We start from the raw sequence: 20,600 nt of genomic DNA, 5'->3' as shown, positions 1-20,600 counted from the left end.
TTCAGGGCGATTCCACTTAAAAAAGCTATCTCGACATTACGGTCGAGATAGCTTTTTTCACATTAATACTAATGCCTAATTGGTACCCTCTCCAGCTCATAGCGATTAATTATCACGCTAATCTTCTGAAACCATTCCTCACATAGCTCCAGCACTTCTTGATACTCATCCTCTTCTCTTGATAGAGGCTCACTGTTATCCATAATAACAAATTCTAAAATGGGGTCAGATAAATTATCAGCTACAATTTTCAACTTCAGCGAAGACATAGTGTCAGACTCAGAGTCCTCGTCGCCTAATTCCTCTTCTTCTATATCCATATCTTCACCAAGTAATAAACCACTTATGAAGTTATTGCTCGTCCTAGCAATGTACATGTCGTCCTCTACTATAGCTACTTCATATATTTTTCCGAATGGAATTTCTTTTTTTATCAAATCTTCTTCTAAATCTTCTCTACTTGCTAGGATAAGTGTATTTGTAGGTTCATTTAATAATAAAGCACTTAAACAATCATTTGAGATGATGCACTGTGTATGAGGGATAGCCATAAGCTCCTCCTCACTCGCCTCTTTCATTTCATTTAATGTATTGATATAGATAAATCGTTCTTTCACATACCGAAAAATTCCCGCTATTACTAACCCAAAGCCAATTAAAAAATATACCTTACTAAATATAGCTTCGACTGAATTTGCTAGTAATATATAGATCATCCCAAGAAATAAAATAAAAAAGGTTTTCATCCATCTACCACCCTCAAAAAGATAATCGATAGGATTATTTCATCCATATTAATAGAAATTTTATTCTAACGATTATCTTTTCATTCTTAATTTCTATAGGAATTATTTGCGCTACTATCATGAAACGGATTTTTCATCCATGCTTTCGTGTCAGCTTGTCGACATAAAAATAAAGATAAAATAATGTAAATCAATAAGCAAAGGTTGATTTCTACTCCGAGTTGACGCTTTCCACGCAAGTTAATCCAGCAGGGGGCGACGCATTGCTTTCGCTACAAAAGATATTTCCTTAAAAAGTTAAAACAGCTACAACATAATATTGTAGCTGTTACTATAATTTAAAATAATCAATTACCCCTAAATGATTATTCATATTAAAAATACTTATCCGTTTAGTGTCATGACTAAAACTGCCGGTATAAATGACACTGCAAACATACTCGCATACCACATAGATGTACGGCGTAATGAAAAACGAACTTGTTTCTTTTCTGCATAAAAAATGTCTATCATAATTGCAGCAACAACAAGTGGGATAGTAACACATGCGATAGCAACTAATAAAATTTTTAAACTGAACATAAAAGCACCCCTCTGTTCGTGAACATTTATTTTCCATCTTTGTGACAACTTTATGTCAATTTCAGTGTACACAATTCCGCCACAAATTGTCAACTACATTCGACTAAGAAAAACGTGATTTTTACAGAAATTTTTCGCCTTATTATAGATATTTACGTAAAAACCTCATAAATAAAGCAGCTACAAAATTGCAGCTGCTTTGTTCATGAGTAATTCATTGGCTATTCACTTAAATTTCCACTTGACTAAGATCAATAGAGAGCTGCGAACTCACGTTCTTTTTAATCAATAATATATTTTAGTTCGAGCCATTTTAGTCTCTATATTTATATGTTAACCCTCTTAAAAAATTCCTTACAAAGCGATCGCCACATTCTTTATAGTTACGATGGCTTGGAGTTCTTAAAATAGCACCTAATTCGCCTTTCGAGACGTTAACGCCACCATCATATAAAATATCGAGCATCTCCTCACTCGTTAAGGCTAAAGCTATCTTCACTTTCTTTAATAGCATATTATTAGGGCTTTCTTTTCCTGAAACAGGCGGTGGTCCTTCTGGCTGACCAGATTTAGGCTTTTGCGGACCTCGTTTAAATGTAATAAATCCATTTAAAAAAGCCTCTACCATTTTATTATTACATTTGATGTATTCTTCTGGTGCTTCTTCCTCATCATTAACTTTAATAAGCATGTTCAATACTTCTTCCTTCGTAAAGTCCATACCACCTAGCTTAAAAATTTCAACCATATCTTTATTTTTGATATCTAATGCATATCTTAAACGAATTAAAATATCATTGTTCGTCATTTAAAAAACCTCCATTTTAACTGTAAAGCGCTTCTAACAATCGTATCTTCTAGATTGAAGCATTACTTTATTATAGCAGAGACATTCACAATTTTAGCTAGCTTTCCAAAAGTTACTTTACTATAGTATTTAGAATACGCATTTTACTTTTTTAAATGTATGATTAGCCAACTCTCGACCATTCTAATCACAAGGAGGTGAGAAAAATGGCTAATCGTAGTTCAAATAAACTTCTAGTTCCTGGTGTACATGAAGCTGTTACTCAATTGAAGTATGAAATCGCACAAGAATTTAATGTACAATTAGGGCCAGAAGCCTCTTCTCGTGCAAACGGTTCAGTCGGAGGAGAAATTACAAAACGCCTTGTAGAAATGGCTGAAAAACGTTCAAAAGGTTTATTATAATAATAAATTTCAAAAAGAACGAATCCCTTTTATTTAATTGGAATTCGTTCTTTCATGTTTTTGCTATTACATCATTCTACCCATCCATCTCAATCAACATTGTTTGATTCAAAGTTATCAAGCAATGCACGCACTTCATCCGTTGATTTCGTGTTCATCAATTGATTTCTTAATTCACCAGCTCCACGGAATCCTTTGACATAAATTTTGAAAAAGCGATGAAGCCCAGAGATTGAACGTGGTAGTACTTCCGCATATTGATCTTGAAGATCCAGCTGCAGTCTTAAAAGATCAAGGTACTCTTTACTGCTATGCTCTTTCGGCTCTTTTTCAAAAGCAAAAGGATTTTTAAAAATACCTCGCCCGATCATAACGCCATCAATGCCATATTGTTCAGCAAGCTGCAGCCCAGTTTGACGGTCAGGAATGTCTCCATTAATTGTTAGCAACGTATTTGGTGCGATACGGTCACGTAATTTTTTGATTTCCGGAATTAGCTCCCAATGTGCATCTACTTGGCTCATTTCCTTTCTTGTACGTAAATGAATAGAAAGGTTCGCAATATCCTGTTTTAAAATATGCGTCAGCCACTCCTCCCACTCATTTACCTCTTTAAAGCCAAGTCGTGTCTTCACGCTGACAGGTAGTCCTCCTGCTTTTGCTGCTTGAATAAGCTCTGCCGCAACGTCTGGACGCAAAATAAGGCCACTACCTTTCCCTCTCGATGCTACATTCGGGACAGGACAACCCATATTTATATCGATGCCTTTAAAACCTAGCTCCGCCATACCAATACTCATTTGACGGAAATATTCGGGATTGTCTCCCCAAATATGTGCCACCATTGGCTGTTCATCTTCTGTAAAAATCAAACGGCCTCTCACACTTTTCATGCCCTCTGGATGACAATAGCTATCCGAGTTTGTAAACTCTGTGAAAAATACGTCCGGTTTACCGGCTTCACTTACTACATGACGAAAAACAACATCCGTCACATCTTCCATTGGTGCAAGTACAAAAAATGGTCGTGGTAAATCACGCCAAAAATTATCTATCATTTCAAACTCAATTCCTCTCAATATGGATACAACTTTAAACTCTCGGTCATAAAATATAAAGCCGAATGTTCCACTTCTTTTACACTTATATCATGCTCAATAACTGATTATCAAACACAAATACATATGACATTTATAATTTGTAAAAATCAGCTATGTTTATTTTAACGAAAATCGGTCCTTATAAACAAAAAGCAGATGGCATAGTTTTTTGAACTGAACCCCGAATAGTGGACACTTTATTCCAAAAACATAAAAAAGCAATTCAAGATAACGGTTAATTTATCATAAAGCAATCGAATTATAACCCTTTGATATCAAACCCACGTTCTTGAACTGCCTATTATAATGTTCTGATACCAATTATGAGGTGTATAATTTTAATCACATATATCAAAAGTAACCTCTTCTATTCAAGCATAAGATTCAACCAAAACCCTTCCATGCTTACACAAAAAGGATGGAATATTCACTCCATCCTTTCAGAGTTCTATCATTTACTAATCAATCACCCGAGCAACATCCCTACCACAAGTCTTGCACTTCCCCTTCAATACAGGGGCATATTCTCCCTCTTGTATCGTGTACTTCACAATTGTCGTTACACCACAATTGCCACAAAATACGTTTTTCACGAGCATTTCTCTGATATCTTTCGGGATAGAGAGCCATTTTTTTGCTGCGTCCATTATGATCGCTCCTTTAGAGTTAGTTTCGTAACAACCTCCACATGCGTCGAATGCGGGAACATATCCACAGGTTGAATCTCCTGTGTTTGATAGCCCCCATCCTCCAAAATTCGAAGGTCACGTGCTAGTGTAGCTGGATTACAGGACACATAAACAACACGCTTAGGACGTTGCTCTAAAATCGTCTGAAGAAGCGCCTCATCGCAGCCTTTGCGTGGTGGATCAACTACTAAAACATCCGCTTCTTTGCCTTCCTTATACCAACGTGGAATGACTTCTTCTGCTGGCCCAGCCTCGAAATACGTATTTGTAAACCTATTTAGTGCTGCATTGCGTTTTGCATCTTCAATCGCTTGTGGGACAATTTCTACACCCATAACAGCCTTTGCTTGTTGTGCAAGGAATAATGAAATTGTGCCGATACCACAGTAAGCATCAATTACTCGTTCATCGCCTTGTAAGTTAGCGTAGTCTAATGCTTGTTTGTATAGAACTTCCGTTTGCTCAGGGTTTACTTGATAAAATGAACGGGCTGAAATTTCAAAGCGAACATCGCCAATTGTATCAATAATAACGTCCTTGCCCCACAAATTTACGGTTTCATCACCGAAAATAACGTTCGTTTTGTCGCTATTAACGTTTTGCATAATGGATGTGACATTCGGGACAAGCTTCTGGATTGTCGCAACAGCAGCATCTTTTTGCGGGAATTTTTTCTTTTTAGTTACGAGAACAACCATCACTTCACCAGTTGCTCGTGCCTTACGAACAACTACGTGGCGCAGCATTCCCTCATGCGATAATTCGTTGTATGGTCGAACACCGATTGCCGCCAGTTCCTTTTTCAAACCTGCAAGAATAGCGTCCGCTTCTCCAGTCTGAATTAAGCATTGCTCCATATCCACAATGCTATGAGACTTCGTTTTGTAGAAACCAGCAATTGCTTGTCCTGCTTCATTTGAGGAGAAAGGTATTTGCGCTTTATTACGGTAATGCCAAGGCTCTTCCATGCCCTTCACTGGTAGAACAGGCGCATCAATTTTTCCAATGCGCTGCATGACATTACGCACCATGTTTTCTTTCCATTTTAACTGTCCTTCATAAGACAGGTGCTGTAATTGGCAGCCGCCACATTGTTTAAAATATTCACAAGGCGCATCTACACGATCTGATGATGGTTCGAGAATTTCTACGACCTTTGCAAAGCCATAGTTTTTTAACGTTTTTACAACATGTACTTCCGCCGTTTCACTAGGAAGTGCACCTTGGATAAATAATGGATAGCCATCGACCTTTGCGACGCCATTGCCATCATGTGTTAAATCTTCTATATAAACTGTTACTCGGTCATTCTTTTTCACGGGTGCTGACATTCGTACATCCTCCATTTCAATCTCTTTATTGTAGCATGTTGAGGCGGATGAAAAAAGAACTTGGCTTCATATTAGGCTCAAATGTGGTCGGCTCTCCTTCTAGACTGATCAGGTAAGACAAGCTCTCTTCAAACTGATCACCTTTACATGAGTAGAAAAAAGAGCCGCTATTCGCGACTCTTCCCCTCTTTCCTTACTGTATGGTAATCTCTAGGTGCCCACCAGAAAGCAGCAACTACACCTAGAATGACGACTATAAATGGTGCATAAAAAATCAAAAAACTTGTCATAGTTGTATCCCTCCTATGCGTGATTGTCTTCTTTTCCTGTCACATAATTTTTGTTGAAAAGGAATAATTTCAACAACAAGAACAGTGATGGAATAAGCAGACATAGTCCCAAAACAAACGCAATGACGAGCGCAATCGCCATTTGTGTACTAGTAAAGCTATCGTAAATTGTTAAATACGGATACAGTAAATATGGATATTGGGCAATTCCATATGCAAAGAATGCCACTGCAAATTGGGCAATCAATAAACTAACCGCAAGACCGTAATTTTTTCGCATCCATATTAACACTACAGTAATAATAAACAGCACGGCAGATATGGCAAACATCCACCATAAATTAACCATGTTATTGTAACTTTCAGGGTTAATGAATTTCATTTCGTACATAATGCCGAGCGCACTCACCATTAACGGTATTGCCCAAGCAAGTGCGTAATTTCGCATTAAATTTGTAGCTTCTCGATCCTTTGCTTTATGTGCATACCAAGTTAAAAACACGGCTGAAATATAAAGTACCGCTGCAATGCTCAACACGACAATACTCCAAGCAAACGGGCTCGTATACAACGTCCAAAAATTCAAGACTGGTTGCCCGTCAACAAGATCAACATAGCCACCAGCAGCAATCGCGAATACAACAGAGAGTGAGGCTGGAATGAGTAATCCTGTTATACCATACGTCAACGTGTAACCAATATGCCCACGTGCGCCATATGATTCAAATGCATAGTAGGAACCTCGTATTGCAAGAAGCACTAGCGAAATACTAACTGGAACAAGTAAAATCGTTCCATAATAGAAAGCTGTTTGTGGGAAAAATCCAACAATCCCCACAAAGAAGAATACTAAAAAGACATTGGTTACTTCCCAAACAGGTGATAAATAACGTTTAATAATATTCGTTAATATATGATTTTTTCCGATGAGTAGGCTGTAGGCATTAAAAAAGCCTGCACCAAAATCGATTGAAGCTACAATGACATAACCAAATAGGAAAATCCATAAAACTGAAATACCTAAAATCTCTAATGTCATAAGATGTCACCGCCTTTTTCATCATGGCGATCTTCTATTTCACGCTCAATTGGATTCTTTTTGAACATACGGACTAAAACTACAATACTTCCTATTCCCAATACAATATACACACCTGCAAACAATACCAGCATTAAATCCACATGGTTACTCGTTGTGGCTCCTTCTGGTGTTCGCATTAATCCACGTAATATCCAAGGCTGTCGTCCCACTTCTGCAAGCCACCATCCTGCTTCAATTGCAATAATGGAAAGTGGTCCACCTGCAACAACAATCCTTCTAAACCAACGGCTATGAATAAACTGCCAATCACGTGCTTTCCCGGTCACATAAAGCAGTGAAACGAGTGCCATGAACATGCCAATAAACACCATGAGATCAAAAAGGTAATGAATATACAGTGGTGGTCGATCTTCTTTTGCAAATTGATCTAAACCAATTACCTCTGCATTTGGATTATTATGTGCTAAAACACTCAAAGCATAAGGTACTTTAATAGCATATTTTACTTCTTCACCATCTAATACACCCAATAGTATAAGAGAGGCTTTATCTTCCGTTTCAAAGTGCCACTCAGCTGCAGCTAATTTTTCTGGTTGATATTCAGCTAAATATTTCCCTGAAAAGTCTCCAATAATCGCTGCTGCAATAGAGAAAATCAGACCAATCTTCATAAGTAGGTATAAAGATTTTTTATGGTATACATGCTTTGAACCTCTAAGTAAACGGTATCCTGCAATGGATGCTAACACAAATGCGGCCGTCATGTAGGCTGTAACGAGTACATGTGCCACCTTTGTCGGCATCGCTGGATTAAACATCGCTAAAAAAGGTTGAATATTTACAAGCTGTCCGTCTACAATGTCAAATCCTTGTGGTGCATTCATAAACGCATTGACAATTGTAATAAACACAGCTGACATTGATGCACCGACAGCTACCGGAATTAATAGTAGCATATGCTTTTTCTGACTATCGAAGCGATCCCAAGTATATAAGTAGATGCCTAGGAAGATGGCTTCAAAGAAAAATGCAAACGTTTCCAAGAAAAGTGGTAATGCAATCGTTTGGCCAGCAAGTTGCATAAAATTCGGCCATAGTAAAGACAACTGTAAGCCAATTGCTGTCCCTGTTACAACTCCGACGGCAACTGTAATAACAAAGCCGCGCGCCCAACGTCTTGCCATTAAAATATAGTGCTCATCATTCTTTTTATACCCAGTCCATTGTGCGATCATAATCATTAATGGGACACCAACACCAATCGTTGCATAAATAATATGGAACGATAAAGTTAGCTCCGTTAATGCTCTACTCCAAAAGACTGCTGATTCATTCACCATTTCATTGCCCCCCTAACCTCCAAATATTCTTCCTAGTATGGAAAGTAGCATGATAATTGCAACACCAAAGCTTAGCCAAATAAGCTTTCTTTCCTGTGACTTATACAACGGCAACACTTCCTTTCCCTTATCCATACCCCCATTTTCCACTATTGCAACGAAAAAAACCTTAATAATGGACCGGATTTTCGGCCTATTATTAAGGTTTCAAATTTTGTTCAAGTATTATACTCACATTTGCCAAACATTTTTCTTAATTCATTCACAATACCATTTAAAGGATAATAATGTTCATATATATGGATTTTAACCCATTAATATGAATCATCACCAAAACGTGTGGTTGATTTCCGTTCCGACTTGGCGCTTTATAGCTGCCGCTTCGCTTTCGCGAAGAGCTTCCTGAGGGCGTCCACCCGTAACGAAGATCAACTTATTTACATAGTAAACGTTTTATCAAAAGTTACTCACAACTTTAAGTGATGAACCATTAATCTCCACAAAAATAAACAGGACTATACCTAAAATTAAGCAGAGTCCTTTTTATGTTTATTGGATACGGTCTTCCTCACGCATATCTGCTAGTGGAACAAAAATTTCAATATGACGCTTTAAGTTTTCAAATGTTGCAGGCGCGTCCCCACCATACTCACCATCTAGGTTTAAATGAATTTCATCTTCAGTAGATACTTTGACGACACTTGCCTTTTTATAAATTACACGATCATCATTTAAATGCTCGCCTCTTAATGCCATCGCAGCAAGCTGAATAAATTCAGGCAGGTTTACTTTTTTCAATACGATTAAAGTAAAGTAGCCATCATTAATACTTGCGTCTGGTGCAAGTTTTTCAAAGCCTCCCACCGAATTTGTTAAACCACATAAAAACATCATAGCATCCCCATCAAACACTTCGCCATCGTATTCAATACGCATGTGAGAAGCTTTAATCGATGGGATCATTTCCACTGCTTTTAAGTAATAAGCTAACTGTCCTAGCATTGTTTTCATTTTACTTGGCACTTCATAAGTTAATTCTGTAATACGTCCGCCAGCAGCAATATTGATGAAATAGCGTTCCCCATTTAATAAACCAACATCTACTGGTAACGATTCCCCTTTAATAATAATGTCAACGGCAGCTTCAATATTTCGAGGAATGTGCACAGCACGGGCAAAGTCATTCGTTGTGCCCATCGGAATTAGACCTACTTTCGGCCGGTTCTCAAATGGACTTACACCTGCAACAACTTCGTTTAATGTGCCATCTCCACCAACTGCAATAATTATATCAAAGCCACGTTCTACTGCATTTTTTGCAGCAATGGTCGCATCGCCTTCACAGGTTGTTGCGTGACAAGATGTCTCATAGCCTGCTACCTCTAATTTTGCCAATACTTCTGGTAGATGCTTTTTAAACACTTCACGCCCAGATGTAGGATTATAAATGATTCTTGCTCGTTTCATAACATACCTTCCTGCTTCATAAGATTCTATTTCTTCCAACGAATTATTCTTTTAAATGTTGCATTGAAGTCAACAATAGCAAGGCATGTCCTCATTTTTCTGACATGCAGCCTTGTGATTTACAATTATTGCAATGCAGCTTTTACTTGCTTTTTAAAATCCTCGTAAACATATGTCCAATATGATTTATTCGTCATATTCTCTTCACGAATTTCTGCATATAGCGCTTTTTGTGCATCTTCAAATGTAGGATCTTCTTTATCAGGCAAAGTAGCTCGTTTACTAACTACTAGTTCCTGTAATTCTGGTGCTCGTGGTCCCCATTTTCCAACGACCTGACCAGCATCATCTAATAAAATATAAACTGGAATTGCACGGCCACCGTTTGTTAAATAACGATCAATCAAATCTGTATCCGCATCACGTAATACTGCGCGCATGTCTAGTTCTGCTGCCTCTGCAACTCGGCGAATGATTGGATTGTTTAACATCGCGTCCCCGCACCAGTCCTCAGTAATTGTTAATATTTTTGGTTGCTTATTCTTCAATAGTTCGATAAAGCCATCGTTTAATGACACTTCGAAACCATCATAAATACGGAAGCTTTCCTCTTTTAACGTCGTCATATGATCCATATATTGTTGAATTGAAATCGCATCATTGAAATATTGTTGTTCAGTTTTCATTGATAGACCTCCTTAAGTTTTTATCATGTTCTATTCTATATTTTGCTATGAATACTCCATTTAGACAACTATAAAGTGCTAATTTGGTATTTTTTAGTCTTAATACGATAAAATTAGATTAGATTATCACCATAATGTGTGGTTGATTTCCGTTCCGGCTGGGCGCTTTGTTGCTGTAGCTTCGCTTTCGCACAGTTAAAACATTTGCCGTTGACGCTTCGCTTTCGCGCAGAGCAGAGCTTCCTGGGGGCGTCCGATGAGCCACTTTGGCTAACAGATGTCTTTTTGCGCGAAAGCGTAGTGCTAACGTAACGACAGCGGCATGATGTTGGTTACGAAGGCGTTATCACAGGATGTGATGCTATTAGCCTTCGTTCCCCTATTTGCTCGCTCCAGAGTCTCGGGCCAACAGATGTCTTTTGCGCGAAAGCATGAGTGCAACGTAGCGGCAGCAACGTGTTTTTGTCTGTGCGAAAGCGAAGCGACAGCAACACAGCACGATGTTGGTCACGAAGGCGTTATCACAGGATGTGATGCTATTAGCCTTCGTTCCTCTATTGCTAATCCCCAAGGAGTCGCCCAGCCTCCACTCCAATCAACTTATTTACATAGTAGACGTTTTAACAAAAGTCATCCACAACTTTTGGTGATGAACCATAAAATTAAGTTCAATGAGCCGTTTTTTAAAATAACTCTGCATCGGAAAGGTCATATGTAACCTTTCTAAGCTACTACCTGTTGATACTTTATGGTAATGAGCATTTTATCTTGGTATAGATGCCCCTAAAGATTCTTTAGTATGTATTAATTTTTAAATATAAAAGGCCAAGAAAGCAAATTTACTTTCTTGACCTTCCATTGCAATTGCAATTAACGTTTTGCAATTTCTTGTTGTAATAATTTATTGACCATAGGTGGGTTCGCTTGACCTTTAGTTGCTTTCATAATTTGACCAACTAAGAAGCCGATAGCGCGATCCTTACCGTTTTTGAAGTCTTCGATCGATTGTGCATTGTTGTCTAGAACTTCTGTAACGATAGCAAGTAATGCACCTTCATCAGAAATTTGAACTAAACCTTTTGCTTTAACGATTTCTCCTGCAGAACCGCCATTTTCTACTAATTCAGCAAATACCTTTTTACCGATTTTAGAAGAAATTGTACCGTCAGTGATTAGTTTCACCATTTCCGCAAGGTTTTCTGGCGTTAATGCAGTATCTTTAAGGTCTTTTTGTTCTGCATTTAAGTATGCAGAAACATCACCCATAAGCCAGTTTGCTGAAAGTTTTGCATCCGCATCTTTAGCTACCATCGCCTCGAAGAAGTCTGAGATTTCTTTTGAAATAACAAGAACTCCTGCGTCGTATGGCGTTAAGCCTAATTCTTCAACATAGCGTTTTTTACGAGCATCTGGAAGTTCTGGAATTTCTGCTTTTACTCGTTCTAACCATTCATCATCGATTGATAGACGAACTAGATCTGGCTCTGGGAAGTAACGATAATCGTCTGTTCCTTCTTTAACACGCATAAGAATTGTTTTACCTGTTTTTTCATCGAAGCGGCGAGTCTCTTGCTCAATTACCCCACCTGAAAGAAGGACATCAGCTTGGCGTAATTCCTCGTGCTCTAAACCACGGCGAACATAGTTGAAAGAGTTAAGGTTTTTAAGCTCTGTCTTTGTACCAAATTCTTCTTGACCATATGGACGAATTGAAATGTTGGCGTCACAACGAAGTGAACCTTCTTCCATTTTACAGTCCGATACATCTGAATATTGGATGATTGATTTTATTTTTTCAAGATACGCATACGCTTCATTTGGTGTGCGAATATCTGGCTCAGAAACGATTTCTACAAGTGGTGTACCTTGACGGTTAAAGTCAACTAAAGAGTGGTCGCCACTGTGAGACAGTTTACCAGCATCTTCTTCCATATGAAGACGTGTAATACCAATACGTTTTGTATAACCATCTACTTCGATATCAACCCAGCCGTTTTTACCGATTGGTTTATCGAATTGAGAAATTTGATAAGCTTTCGGATTATCTGGATAGAAGTAGTTTTTACGGTCAAATTTTGTTTCTTGTTCGATTTCCATGTTTAGTGCAAGTGCTGCACGCATTGCGAAATCTACAACATTTTTATTAAGTACAGGTAGGACACCAGGATAGCCTAGGTCGATAACTGTAGTATTTGTATTTGGTTCAGCACCGAAGTGAGCTGGTGCTGGTGAGAAGATTTTTGAGTTCGTCTTTAACTCAACGTGTACTTCTAAACCAATGACTGTTTCAAAGTTCATGTTATTTTCCCTCCCAAATTTGAGGAACTTGTTTATGGAACTCCGTTGCTTGTTCAAAAGCATGAGCTACACGGTAAATTGTTGCTTCATCGAAATATTTACCGATAATTTGTAAGCCTAGTGGTAGACCATTTTCAATACCACATGGGATTGAGATGGCTGGTACACCAGCTAAGTTCATAGGAATCGTTAAAATATCATTTGCATACATCGTCATTGGATCATCAACGTTTTCACCAATTTTAAATGCTGGTGTAGGAGAAGTTGGTCCAATGATTACGTCAAAGTCTTCGAATACTTTGTCGTAGTCTGCTTTGATAAGTGTACGTGCTTGTTGAGCTTTTTTGTAGTAAGCATCATACGTACCTGCACTTAGCGAGTAAGTACCCAGCATGATACGACGTTTTACTTCATCGCCAAAGCCTTGTGCACGTGTTTCTTTATAAAGGTCCATCAAATTATTAACGTTTTCTGCACGGAAACCATAACGGATACCGTCAAAACGAGAAAGGTTAGAAGACGCTTCAGAAGAAGACAGAATATAGTAAGCTGCAAGTGCATATTTCGAGTGAGGAAGCGATACTTCTTCTACTGTAGCACCTAAGCCTTTTAATACTTCTAATGCATCAAGCACTGATTGACGTGCTGCTTCGCCAACACCTTCACCAAGGAATTCTTTTGGCACAGCGATACGTAATCCTTTTACGTCACCAGTAAGTGCTGCTGCGTAGTTTGGTACTTCTACGTCTGCAGAAGTTGAATCGTTAGCATCTAATCCTGCGATTGCTTCAAGTAAAAGGGCATTGTCTTCAACATTACGTGTAATTGGTCCGATTTGATCTAAAGAAGATGCAAATGCAACTAGACCAAAACGAGATACACGGCCATATGTAGGCTTCATCCCTACAACACCGCAATAAGCAGCTGGTTGACGGATTGAACCACCTGTATCAGAACCAAGTGAGAATGGTACTTCACCTGCTGCTACTGCTGCTGCAGACGCACCTGAAGATCCACCTGGTACGTGGTTTAAGTTCCATGGATTTTTTGTTGTTTTATAGTATGAGTTTTCATTTGAAGAACCCATTGCAAACTCGTCCATGTTTAATTTACCGATAGTGACCATACCTGCGTCACGTAGCTTTTCAACTACTGTTGCATCGTAAATTGGCATAAAGCCTTCTAAAATTTTAGAAGCACAAGTTGTTTCTAAGCCTTCTGTCACAATGTTGTCTTTAACACCGATAGGAAGACCGAAAAGTGGTCCACGCTCTTCAAATGGCACTTTATCCATTTCAGCTGCTTGTGCAGTTGCTTTTTCTTCATTTGAAGCAAGGAAAGCTTGTACATCGCCGTCAAGCTTCGCCACACGTTCGAATGCTTCTTTTGTTAAATCAGCGATTGTTAAGTTACCCGCTTTAATATCAGCTTGTAGCTCCTTCGCTGAACGTTCAAATAACGTCATGAGGAATCCTCCTATGTTTTAGTTTTACATGATAGCTGGTACTTTTACTTGACCATCTTCTTGTTCTTTTACGTTTAACATCATTACTTCACGGTCTAAACCTTTTGTTGCCACATCTTCACGCATTACGTTTACTAGTGGTAAAACGTGAGTTGTTGGTTCAACATTCGTTGTATCTAACTCGTTTAGTTGCTCTGCGAAGTCAGTAATTTTACCAAGCTGTTCAGCAAATTTCTCTGCTTCCTCTTCCGTAATTGCAAGACGTGCTAAGTTTGCCACGTGCTTAACTTCTTCTTTTGTTAATTTTGCCATTTTTCACACCTCCGAATACTCATTCAATTCATTGCTTTTGTCGATAACAATAGGGTTGAATAAAGTTAACCATGCAAATAATCATAACATTTTTCATATTAAAAATCACAACTTTCACCAAAAATAAAGAAACTTTCACTACTATGACGAAGTGTCGTCTTTATGGACTGTTTTTAGAGTCCTCCATTAAGACTTTGCTCTTTGTGAGCAGAGCAACGATCGCGTTGTTGTGCTTTCTTATGTATCCGTCACTTTGAGGAGTCTATCCATTTTTGCTTTTCTATCCATCATTTCGGGGAGGCTTTCCGTCGTTTCGATTGTTCTTTCCGTCGCTTTTAACCCATATTCATCCCATAAAAAAAATATAGTCAGCACAAGGCTGACTATATTTTTAATAGATATGAACGTATGGTTCTTTTTCGTTGGCATTCTTTACGATTAATGCCTCTGGACCATTCATTGAAGTGACGCTTACTTCAACATGAATGTTATTAAATTGATTGATTAGAACACCTGTTAAATATTGAGTGAATCCAATAATTTCAAGTTTACTGAAGAATTGGATGGGTATTTCAATCGATAACTTTTGAATTTTTTTGTTTTGGTAGAAGCCTGTTCCTACTACACTAGTATAGTTTGAAAAATACTTATCTACATCTTGTTTAAAATTCTCAAAGTTTTTACTATCATCACGATATACATCCTGTGATTCACTCGTAGGGAACAGTACATATTCTTCGTCCATAGCTTTCCAGTCAGTTACCTCGTTTTGTCCAGCTTTAGCTACGCCATAGTTAAAATACGTTCCTGGAATAATATCATTACGCGCTTTTTGTTTAAATAAACCTACTACAATCGGTACATCTTTCAATTCATCTTGGGTTCTTAGACGAGACACAATTTCTGAGGCCATCTTCTTCCCTTGCTCAATCAGTTCTGCCTCCGAAATTGGTTTCTCATAGTATTCCCCATACTGTTCTTTTTGATAGTAATAAATAGAGTTTAAGGCAAGTCCAATCGAAATCCCGCTTAATTTAACTTTGTTATCACTAGTTTTTGTTAAATAATTTTGCTCAACAATATGTGATAAATAGATTGGGGCCTTTGTTGCACGTTCCTCTGCCGGCATTGAGTCCGTCGTTGGAGGATTTAAGCCATCCTTCTTTTGTGAACTACGGGCAAGCCAATTTTCTACTGTGTTTTTCGCTAAATATTGCCCTTCTTGGAAGAAATAATTTTCTGTGTCGAACTCATTTTGAGAAAGACGCATTAAACCTGTTTCAACTTCCTTCATATCATATTTTGTAAAAATATTTGAAACTACTAATCCTCTGCTAGCACTTTCTTTATAGGGTGTTAGCGTTCTATAATATGATTTATCAATCTGTAAGCTTGGAATAATTGTTGTTTCCGCTTTTTCCTGTTGCGTCTCCTGTGTTAGCTCTGTCTCCTTCTTATCAGAAGGCACACAGCCGACTAGCATTGCAGCAGCGATAATTGCTGGAATGAGTCGAAATGACTTCATTATTTTAGTACTCCTTTACTGATGTTCAGATTTTGCTTGACGAATTGTTCATACCTGCCTGTGGACAGAAGGAGACATTTATAAAATGCCTCTACTTTCCATCAAGTAAATAAGTTAATTCATCTTTTTCAATTTTAATAGTATCCATTATTGGACAAAGTTAAATTGTTCGATCAGGCGATCTTCATTCCAAACTTCAATACCTAACTGCTCGGCTTTTGTTAGTTTAGAACCCGCATCTGCTCCTGCAATAACAAGATCAGTTTTTTTGCTGACACTGCCTGTAACAATACCACCTAACTCTTCTATTTTCGCCTTTGCTTCGTTACGTGTCAATTGCTCAAGTTTACCAGTTAATACGACTGTTTTTCCTGCAAGAGGATTATCCCCTACAGCTACCTCTACCTTTTTACCTTTATACGTCATATTGACGCCTACTTCAGCAAGGCGCCCGATGACTGCACGTGCATCCTCATTTGAAAAATACTCGACAAGTGATGAAGCCATTTTATCGCCAATTTCATGAATTGCCACTAATTGCTCCTCTGTTGCTGCCATCACCGCTTCCATCGTTTCAAACTCCTCTGAAACAATTTTCGCTGCTTTTTCACCAACATGTCGTATCCCTAATCCAATTAGTAAACGCTCCATCGAATTTTCCTTGGAAGCCTGAATAGCACTGACTAAATTCGTTGCCGATTTTTCTCCCATACGCTCAAGCTCGACAAGCTGTTCTACAGTTAAGTGATACAAATCAGAAATATCATGAATTAAATCTGCACGTAATAATTGCTCAACGACCTTATCACCAAGTCCGTCGATATTCATCGCATTACGCGATACAAAATATTTAATGCTCTCCGCGATTTGTGCAAAACATGCAGGATTTACACAACGTAAGGCCACTTCCCCTTCAATTCGAATAAGTTCACTATCACAAACAGGACAATTTTCAGGCATTACATACGGTACTGAGTCCTCTGGTCGCTGCTCCAGTATTACACCGACAACTTGTGGAATAATGTCTCCGGCTTTTCGGATAATGACTGTATCCCCTAGACGAATATCTTTATCACGAATTAAATCCTCATTGTGTAATGATGCACGTTGAACCGTCGTACCTGCCACTTGAACAGGCGATAATATAGCAGTTGGTGTAACAACCCCTGTTCGCCCAACCGTTAAATCAATATCAAGTAATGTTGTGACTACTTCCTCAGCAGGGAATTTATAAGCAATTGCCCAACGTGGACTCTTTGCTGTATAACCTAGCTCATCCTGCTGGGCATAACGATCCACCTTAATGACAATACCGTCAATTCCATAGGCTAAATTCGGACGGTTTTCAGTCCATTTTCCGATAAATGCTAGTACCTCTTCAATCGTTGAGCAGCGTTGACGCTCTTTGTTTGATGGGAAACCTAGTCCCTCTAAATAATCAAGCATCTCTGCATGACCGTCAATACCATATGCCTCACCATCTCCCCCAATTGCATAAATAAAGGTAGATAGTTGACGACTCGCTGCTATTTTAGGATCTAACTGGCGTAAAGAGCCCGCAGCCGCATTTCTCGGATTTGCAAATAATTCTTCTCCATTTTCAGAACGAAGAGAATTCAATTTTTCAAATGATTTTTTAGGCATATACGCCTCACCACGTACTTCAATTGTAAGTGGCTCCTTCAATCGAAGTGGTATTGCTCGAATCGTTTTTAAATTTGCTGTAATATCTTCCCCTACAACACCGTCTCCTCGTGTTGCTCCTTGTACAAAAACGCCGTTTTCGTATTTTAAAGAAATAGCAAGACCATCGATTTTCAGCTCGCAAACATAGGAGAATTTATCACCGATTGCTTGACGCACTTTACGGTCAAATTCACGTAAGTCTTCTTCATTAAAAGCGTTTGATAGACTTAGCATAGGGTAATCGTGCGTCACTTTTTTAAAGCCTTCTACCACCGCTCCGCCAACACGCTGTGTCGGTGAATCTGGATAAATAAGTGACGGATTCGCTTCCTCTAACGCAATAAGTTCATGTAATAATTGATCATAAACACTATCTGCTACGACAGGTTTATCCAACACATAATAGGCATGACCATATTCATGTAACAATTTATTTAATTCAACAACGCGCTGTTCAATTTCGTTCATTTAAGTTCCCCCGGTTACCCTTTATCAATAGGCGCAAATTGTGCTAGTAATCGCTTAATACCAATAGGTTGTGGAAAGGCAATATCTAGCTCTGTACTATCACCCTCACCTTTTACACTAACAACCATACCTGTTCCCCATTTTTTATGGATTGCTTTGTCTCCAGCCTTCCAGCCAAATTGGTCTCCACCAGTTGTTTGTAAACGAGCTGTTGCAGGCTGTGTTTTCTGAATTGCTCCAAGTGTACGCTTTTGATAGCCGCCTGCTGAACGATTGCTAGAGGCAAACGGAACTTCTGGCTTCGCACCACCTTTGGAAATCGATTGTGTAATATCCTCCGAAATTTCACCTAAGAAACGCGAGACATTGTTATAGCTAGAACGACCAAAAATCGTACGACTTTGTGCACTCGTTAAATATAAACGTTCTTCTGCACGTGTTATACCTACGTACGCTAAACGACGTTCTTCCTCCATTTCATCCATATCATCAAGTGAACGAGAATGCGGGAAGATATTTTCCTCCATTCCAATGATAAAGACGATTGGGAATTCTAAGCCCTTTGCAGCATGCATTGTCATTAAAATAATATTGCCCTTCGATGCATCATCTTTATCAAGTGCATCAATATCTGCAATTAGCGCTAAATCTGTTAAAAAGGCAACTAAGCTCTTATCATCACTACGCTCCTCGAAAGCCTTTGTTACAGATAAAAATTCTTCAATGTTTTCTAAGCGGCTTTCTGCTTCAATCGTCTTTTCGTTTTGTAGCATTGCACGATAACCAGATTTGTCAATGACCTGCTCTACAATTTCTGTCACCGATAAATATTCTTGCATCTCTGTAAAACCTTTAATCATCGCATAAAATTGATCAGCTGAGTTAGCAGCCTTCCCTGTAAGCCCCATGAATACAAGATCATTCATGGCATCAAAAATTGAGCGCTCTTGATCAATCGCATAGCGCGCCATTTTTTCAAAGGAAGTTGCACCTATACTACGCTTTGGTTCATTAATAATACGAGCAAGTGATAAATCATCATCATTATTGGCAATAAGACGCAAGTAGGCAAGTAAATCCTTAATCTCTTTACGATCATAGAACTTAGTACCACCAACTATTTGATAAGCCATATTAGACTTAACAAGCACTTCCTCCATCACACGAGACTGCGCATTTGTACGATAGAGTATTGCAAAGTCATCAAATGAACGATTTTCTTCTTGAATATGCTGTTGGATTGTTTGTACAACGAATTGTGCTTCCTCTTGCTCGTTATACGCTTTGTACAATACGATTTTTTCACCCTCAGCATTTTCTGTACGCAGTTCTTTTGGATAACGTGTTGTATTATTTTGAATGACGTCATTTGCTGCTTGTAGGATGCGTTTTGTTGAGCGATAATTTTGCTCAAGCATAATGACCTTAGCACTTGGATAATCCTTTTCGAATGAAAGAATATTGCCAATGTCCGCACCACGCCAACGATAAATCGATTGGTCAGAATCACCTACAACACAAATATTTTTAAATTTCTTGGCAAGCATCTGAACAAGTAAATATTGAGATTTATTCGTATCTTGATATTCATCTACATGGATATATTGGAATTTATTTTGATAGTATTCAAGTACTTCTGGTACACGCTTGAATAATGTAATAGTCGTCATAATTAAATCATCAAAATCGAGTGATTGATTGCGGCGTAGTCTTTTTTCATACCCTTTATAAACTCGGGCGATCGTTTTTTCGTAAGGATTATTTTCATTGATTTGACCCGCATAATCGTCTGCAGCTATACATTCGTTTTTTGCCGAACTAATCGCATTTAAAATCGCACGCGGTTCAAAACGTTTCGTGTCAATATTTTCATCCTTCATAACATTTTTAACAACTGATAGCTGATCAGTCGAATCTAAAATTGAAAAGTTACGTGATATCCCTAGCTGATCAATATTGCGTCGTAAAATTCGCACACACATGGAGTGGAAGGTCGATACCCACATACTATCGCCAGTTCCATTACCGAGAATGCCATCTATACGCTCTCGCATTTCACGTGCAGCTTTATTTGTAAATGTGATTGCTAAAATCTTTGATGGATATACCTCTTTTTCGATGACTAGGTATGCAATACGATGTGTCAATACACGTGTTTTCCCTGATCCAGCACCCGCCATAATTAGAAGCGGTCCTTCAGTTGTTTTAACCGCATTTTCCTGCTCTGTGTTCATACCTGCTAATAAGTTTTTCGTTAACTGCTCCATTTCGCACCGCCTTACAAACGTTTATTTATCAATTATGCCTCGGCATAATTGCGTCCGGAATCGGCTTTGTGCTTGCACAAAGAACTCCTTTCCG

At 38.5% G+C, this 20,600-nt stretch carries 18 protein-coding genes; 1 reads left to right on the top strand and 17 read right to left on the bottom strand.

Annotated elements, in window-relative coordinates:
• Window positions 1-68: 68 nt before the first annotated feature.
• The 3 genes from ACFTQ7_RS15210 to ACFTQ7_RS15200 form a co-directional block, all read right to left on the bottom strand.
• Window positions 69-746, bottom strand: a complete 678-nt coding sequence (locus tag ACFTQ7_RS15210) for a hypothetical protein (RefSeq protein WP_386829795.1) — start codon at window positions 744-746, stop codon at window positions 69-71.
• Between the two features lie 384 nt (window positions 747-1,130).
• Window positions 1,131-1,328 carry a hypothetical protein gene (locus tag ACFTQ7_RS15205; protein ID WP_079562675.1) on the bottom strand — a complete coding sequence of 66 codons (198 nt, stop codon included), beginning with the start codon at window positions 1,326-1,328 and terminating at the stop codon, window positions 1,131-1,133.
• A 313-nt stretch (window positions 1,329-1,641) separates the two neighbouring features.
• On the bottom strand, window positions 1,642-2,136 hold the full coding sequence (locus ACFTQ7_RS15200) for a YehS family protein (RefSeq protein ID WP_386829793.1): 495 nt from the start codon (window positions 2,134-2,136) through the stop codon (window positions 1,642-1,644).
• A gap of 206 nt (window positions 2,137-2,342) precedes the next feature.
• Between ACFTQ7_RS15200 and ACFTQ7_RS15195 the strand changes: the two genes are divergently transcribed.
• Window positions 2,343-2,540 carry an alpha/beta-type small acid-soluble spore protein gene (locus ACFTQ7_RS15195; RefSeq protein ID WP_079562673.1) on the top strand — a complete coding sequence of 66 codons (198 nt, stop codon included), beginning with the start codon at window positions 2,343-2,345 and terminating at the stop codon, window positions 2,538-2,540.
• Window positions 2,541-2,629: 89 nt separating this feature from the next.
• Here the strand turns inward: ACFTQ7_RS15195 and ACFTQ7_RS15190 are convergent, their stop codons facing one another.
• The 14 genes from ACFTQ7_RS15190 to pcrA form a co-directional block, all read right to left on the bottom strand.
• On the bottom strand, window positions 2,630-3,598 hold the full coding sequence (locus ACFTQ7_RS15190) for a tRNA dihydrouridine synthase (RefSeq protein WP_197143588.1): 969 nt from the start codon (window positions 3,596-3,598) through the stop codon (window positions 2,630-2,632).
• 500 nt (window positions 3,599-4,098) lie between these two features.
• Window positions 4,099-4,287 (bottom strand): hypothetical protein, encoded by a 189-nt coding sequence (locus ACFTQ7_RS15185; RefSeq protein WP_132363450.1) that lies wholly within the window; start codon window positions 4,285-4,287, stop codon window positions 4,099-4,101.
• Complete coding sequence (rlmD, locus tag ACFTQ7_RS15180; protein WP_386829790.1) at window positions 4,287-5,660, bottom strand: 23S rRNA (uracil(1939)-C(5))-methyltransferase RlmD; 1,374 nt, start codon at window positions 5,658-5,660, stop codon at window positions 4,287-4,289. Before rlmD ends, ACFTQ7_RS15185 begins: the two co-directional genes overlap by 1 nt.
• A 167-nt stretch (window positions 5,661-5,827) precedes the next feature.
• Window positions 5,828-5,950, bottom strand: coding sequence for a cytochrome bd oxidase small subunit CydS family protein (cydS, locus tag ACFTQ7_RS15175; RefSeq protein WP_256469478.1), 123 nt, complete (start codon window positions 5,948-5,950; stop codon window positions 5,828-5,830).
• 13 nt (window positions 5,951-5,963) lie between these two features.
• Window positions 5,964-6,989, bottom strand: a complete 1,026-nt coding sequence (locus tag ACFTQ7_RS15170; RefSeq protein WP_386829788.1) for a cytochrome d ubiquinol oxidase subunit II — start codon at window positions 6,987-6,989, stop codon at window positions 5,964-5,966.
• Entirely contained in the window at window positions 6,986-8,332 is a 1,347-nt protein-coding gene (locus ACFTQ7_RS15165; protein WP_386829786.1) for a cytochrome ubiquinol oxidase subunit I, read from the bottom strand. Before ACFTQ7_RS15165 ends, ACFTQ7_RS15170 begins: the two co-directional genes overlap by 4 nt.
• Before the next feature lie 549 nt (window positions 8,333-8,881).
• Complete coding sequence (locus ACFTQ7_RS15160) at window positions 8,882-9,799, bottom strand: diacylglycerol kinase (RefSeq protein WP_349661044.1); 918 nt, start codon at window positions 9,797-9,799, stop codon at window positions 8,882-8,884.
• 125 nt (window positions 9,800-9,924) lie between these two features.
• Window positions 9,925-10,485, bottom strand: coding sequence for a thioredoxin family protein (locus ACFTQ7_RS15155; protein ID WP_386829784.1), 561 nt, complete (start codon window positions 10,483-10,485; stop codon window positions 9,925-9,927).
• An 870-nt stretch (window positions 10,486-11,355) separates the two neighbouring features.
• The gene (gene gatB / locus ACFTQ7_RS15150) at window positions 11,356-12,783 is read right to left on the bottom strand and encodes an Asp-tRNA(Asn)/Glu-tRNA(Gln) amidotransferase subunit GatB (RefSeq protein WP_349661042.1); all 1,428 of its coding nucleotides are present in this window, start codon (window positions 12,781-12,783) and stop codon (window positions 11,356-11,358) included.
• Between the two features lies 1 nt (window position 12,784).
• Window positions 12,785-14,248, bottom strand: coding sequence for an Asp-tRNA(Asn)/Glu-tRNA(Gln) amidotransferase subunit GatA (gene gatA / locus ACFTQ7_RS15145; protein ID WP_386829782.1), 1,464 nt, complete (start codon window positions 14,246-14,248; stop codon window positions 12,785-12,787).
• 24 nt (window positions 14,249-14,272) lie between these two features.
• Window positions 14,273-14,560, bottom strand: a complete 288-nt coding sequence (gene gatC / locus ACFTQ7_RS15140; protein ID WP_010857153.1) for an Asp-tRNA(Asn)/Glu-tRNA(Gln) amidotransferase subunit GatC — start codon at window positions 14,558-14,560, stop codon at window positions 14,273-14,275.
• 391 nt (window positions 14,561-14,951) lie between these two features.
• Complete coding sequence (locus ACFTQ7_RS15135; protein WP_386829781.1) at window positions 14,952-16,085, bottom strand: CamS family sex pheromone protein; 1,134 nt, start codon at window positions 16,083-16,085, stop codon at window positions 14,952-14,954.
• A gap of 147 nt (window positions 16,086-16,232) precedes the next feature.
• Window positions 16,233-18,239 carry an NAD-dependent DNA ligase LigA gene (gene ligA / locus ACFTQ7_RS15130; RefSeq protein ID WP_386829779.1) on the bottom strand — a complete coding sequence of 669 codons (2,007 nt, stop codon included), beginning with the start codon at window positions 18,237-18,239 and terminating at the stop codon, window positions 16,233-16,235.
• A gap of 14 nt (window positions 18,240-18,253) precedes the next feature.
• Window positions 18,254-20,506, bottom strand: coding sequence for a DNA helicase PcrA (gene pcrA / locus ACFTQ7_RS15125; protein WP_386829777.1), 2,253 nt, complete (start codon window positions 20,504-20,506; stop codon window positions 18,254-18,256).
• Window positions 20,507-20,600 lie beyond the last annotated feature (94 nt).

The sequence above is a fragment of the Lysinibacillus sp. NPDC056959 genome, from assembly GCF_042674095.1.
GTDB classification, from domain to species: Bacteria; Bacillota; Bacilli; order Bacillales_A; family Planococcaceae; genus Lysinibacillus; species Lysinibacillus zambalensis.
This window is presented reverse-complemented; position numbering and strand designations above follow the sequence as displayed.

Coding starts and splice junctions, on each gene's coding strand:
- rlmD (WP_386829790.1), bottom strand. CDS start 5,660: ATGTCAGCACCCGTGAAAAAGAATGACCGAGTAACAGTTTATATAGAA.
- gatB (WP_349661042.1), bottom strand. CDS start 12,783: ATGAACTTTGAAACAGTCATTGGTTTAGAAGTACACGTTGAGTTAAAG.
- ACFTQ7_RS15155 (WP_386829784.1), bottom strand. CDS start 10,485: ATGAAAACTGAACAACAATATTTCAATGATGCGATTTCAATTCAACAA.
- gatA (WP_386829782.1), bottom strand. CDS start 14,248: ATGACGTTATTTGAACGTTCAGCGAAGGAGCTACAAGCTGATATTAAA.
- ACFTQ7_RS15170 (WP_386829788.1), bottom strand. CDS start 6,989: ATGACATTAGAGATTTTAGGTATTTCAGTTTTATGGATTTTCCTATTT.
- ligA (WP_386829779.1), bottom strand. CDS start 18,239: ATGAACGAAATTGAACAGCGCGTTGTTGAATTAAATAAATTGTTACAT.
- pcrA (WP_386829777.1), bottom strand. CDS start 20,506: ATGGAGCAGTTAACGAAAAACTTATTAGCAGGTATGAACACAGAGCAG.
- gatC (WP_010857153.1), bottom strand. CDS start 14,560: ATGGCAAAATTAACAAAAGAAGAAGTTAAGCACGTGGCAAACTTAGCA.
- ACFTQ7_RS15185 (WP_132363450.1), bottom strand. CDS start 4,287: ATGGACGCAGCAAAAAAATGGCTCTCTATCCCGAAAGATATCAGAGAA.
- ACFTQ7_RS15135 (WP_386829781.1), bottom strand. CDS start 16,085: ATGAAGTCATTTCGACTCATTCCAGCAATTATCGCTGCTGCAATGCTA.
- ACFTQ7_RS15165 (WP_386829786.1), bottom strand. CDS start 8,332: ATGGTGAATGAATCAGCAGTCTTTTGGAGTAGAGCATTAACGGAGCTA.
- ACFTQ7_RS15210 (WP_386829795.1), bottom strand. CDS start 746: ATGAAAACCTTTTTTATTTTATTTCTTGGGATGATCTATATATTACTA.
- ACFTQ7_RS15190 (WP_197143588.1), bottom strand. CDS start 3,598: ATGATAGATAATTTTTGGCGTGATTTACCACGACCATTTTTTGTACTT.
- cydS (WP_256469478.1), bottom strand. CDS start 5,950: ATGACAAGTTTTTTGATTTTTTATGCACCATTTATAGTCGTCATTCTA.
- ACFTQ7_RS15205 (WP_079562675.1), bottom strand. CDS start 1,328: ATGTTCAGTTTAAAAATTTTATTAGTTGCTATCGCATGTGTTACTATC.
- ACFTQ7_RS15195 (WP_079562673.1), top strand. CDS start 2,343: ATGGCTAATCGTAGTTCAAATAAACTTCTAGTTCCTGGTGTACATGAA.
- ACFTQ7_RS15160 (WP_349661044.1), bottom strand. CDS start 9,799: ATGAAACGAGCAAGAATCATTTATAATCCTACATCTGGGCGTGAAGTG.
- ACFTQ7_RS15200 (WP_386829793.1), bottom strand. CDS start 2,136: ATGACGAACAATGATATTTTAATTCGTTTAAGATATGCATTAGATATC.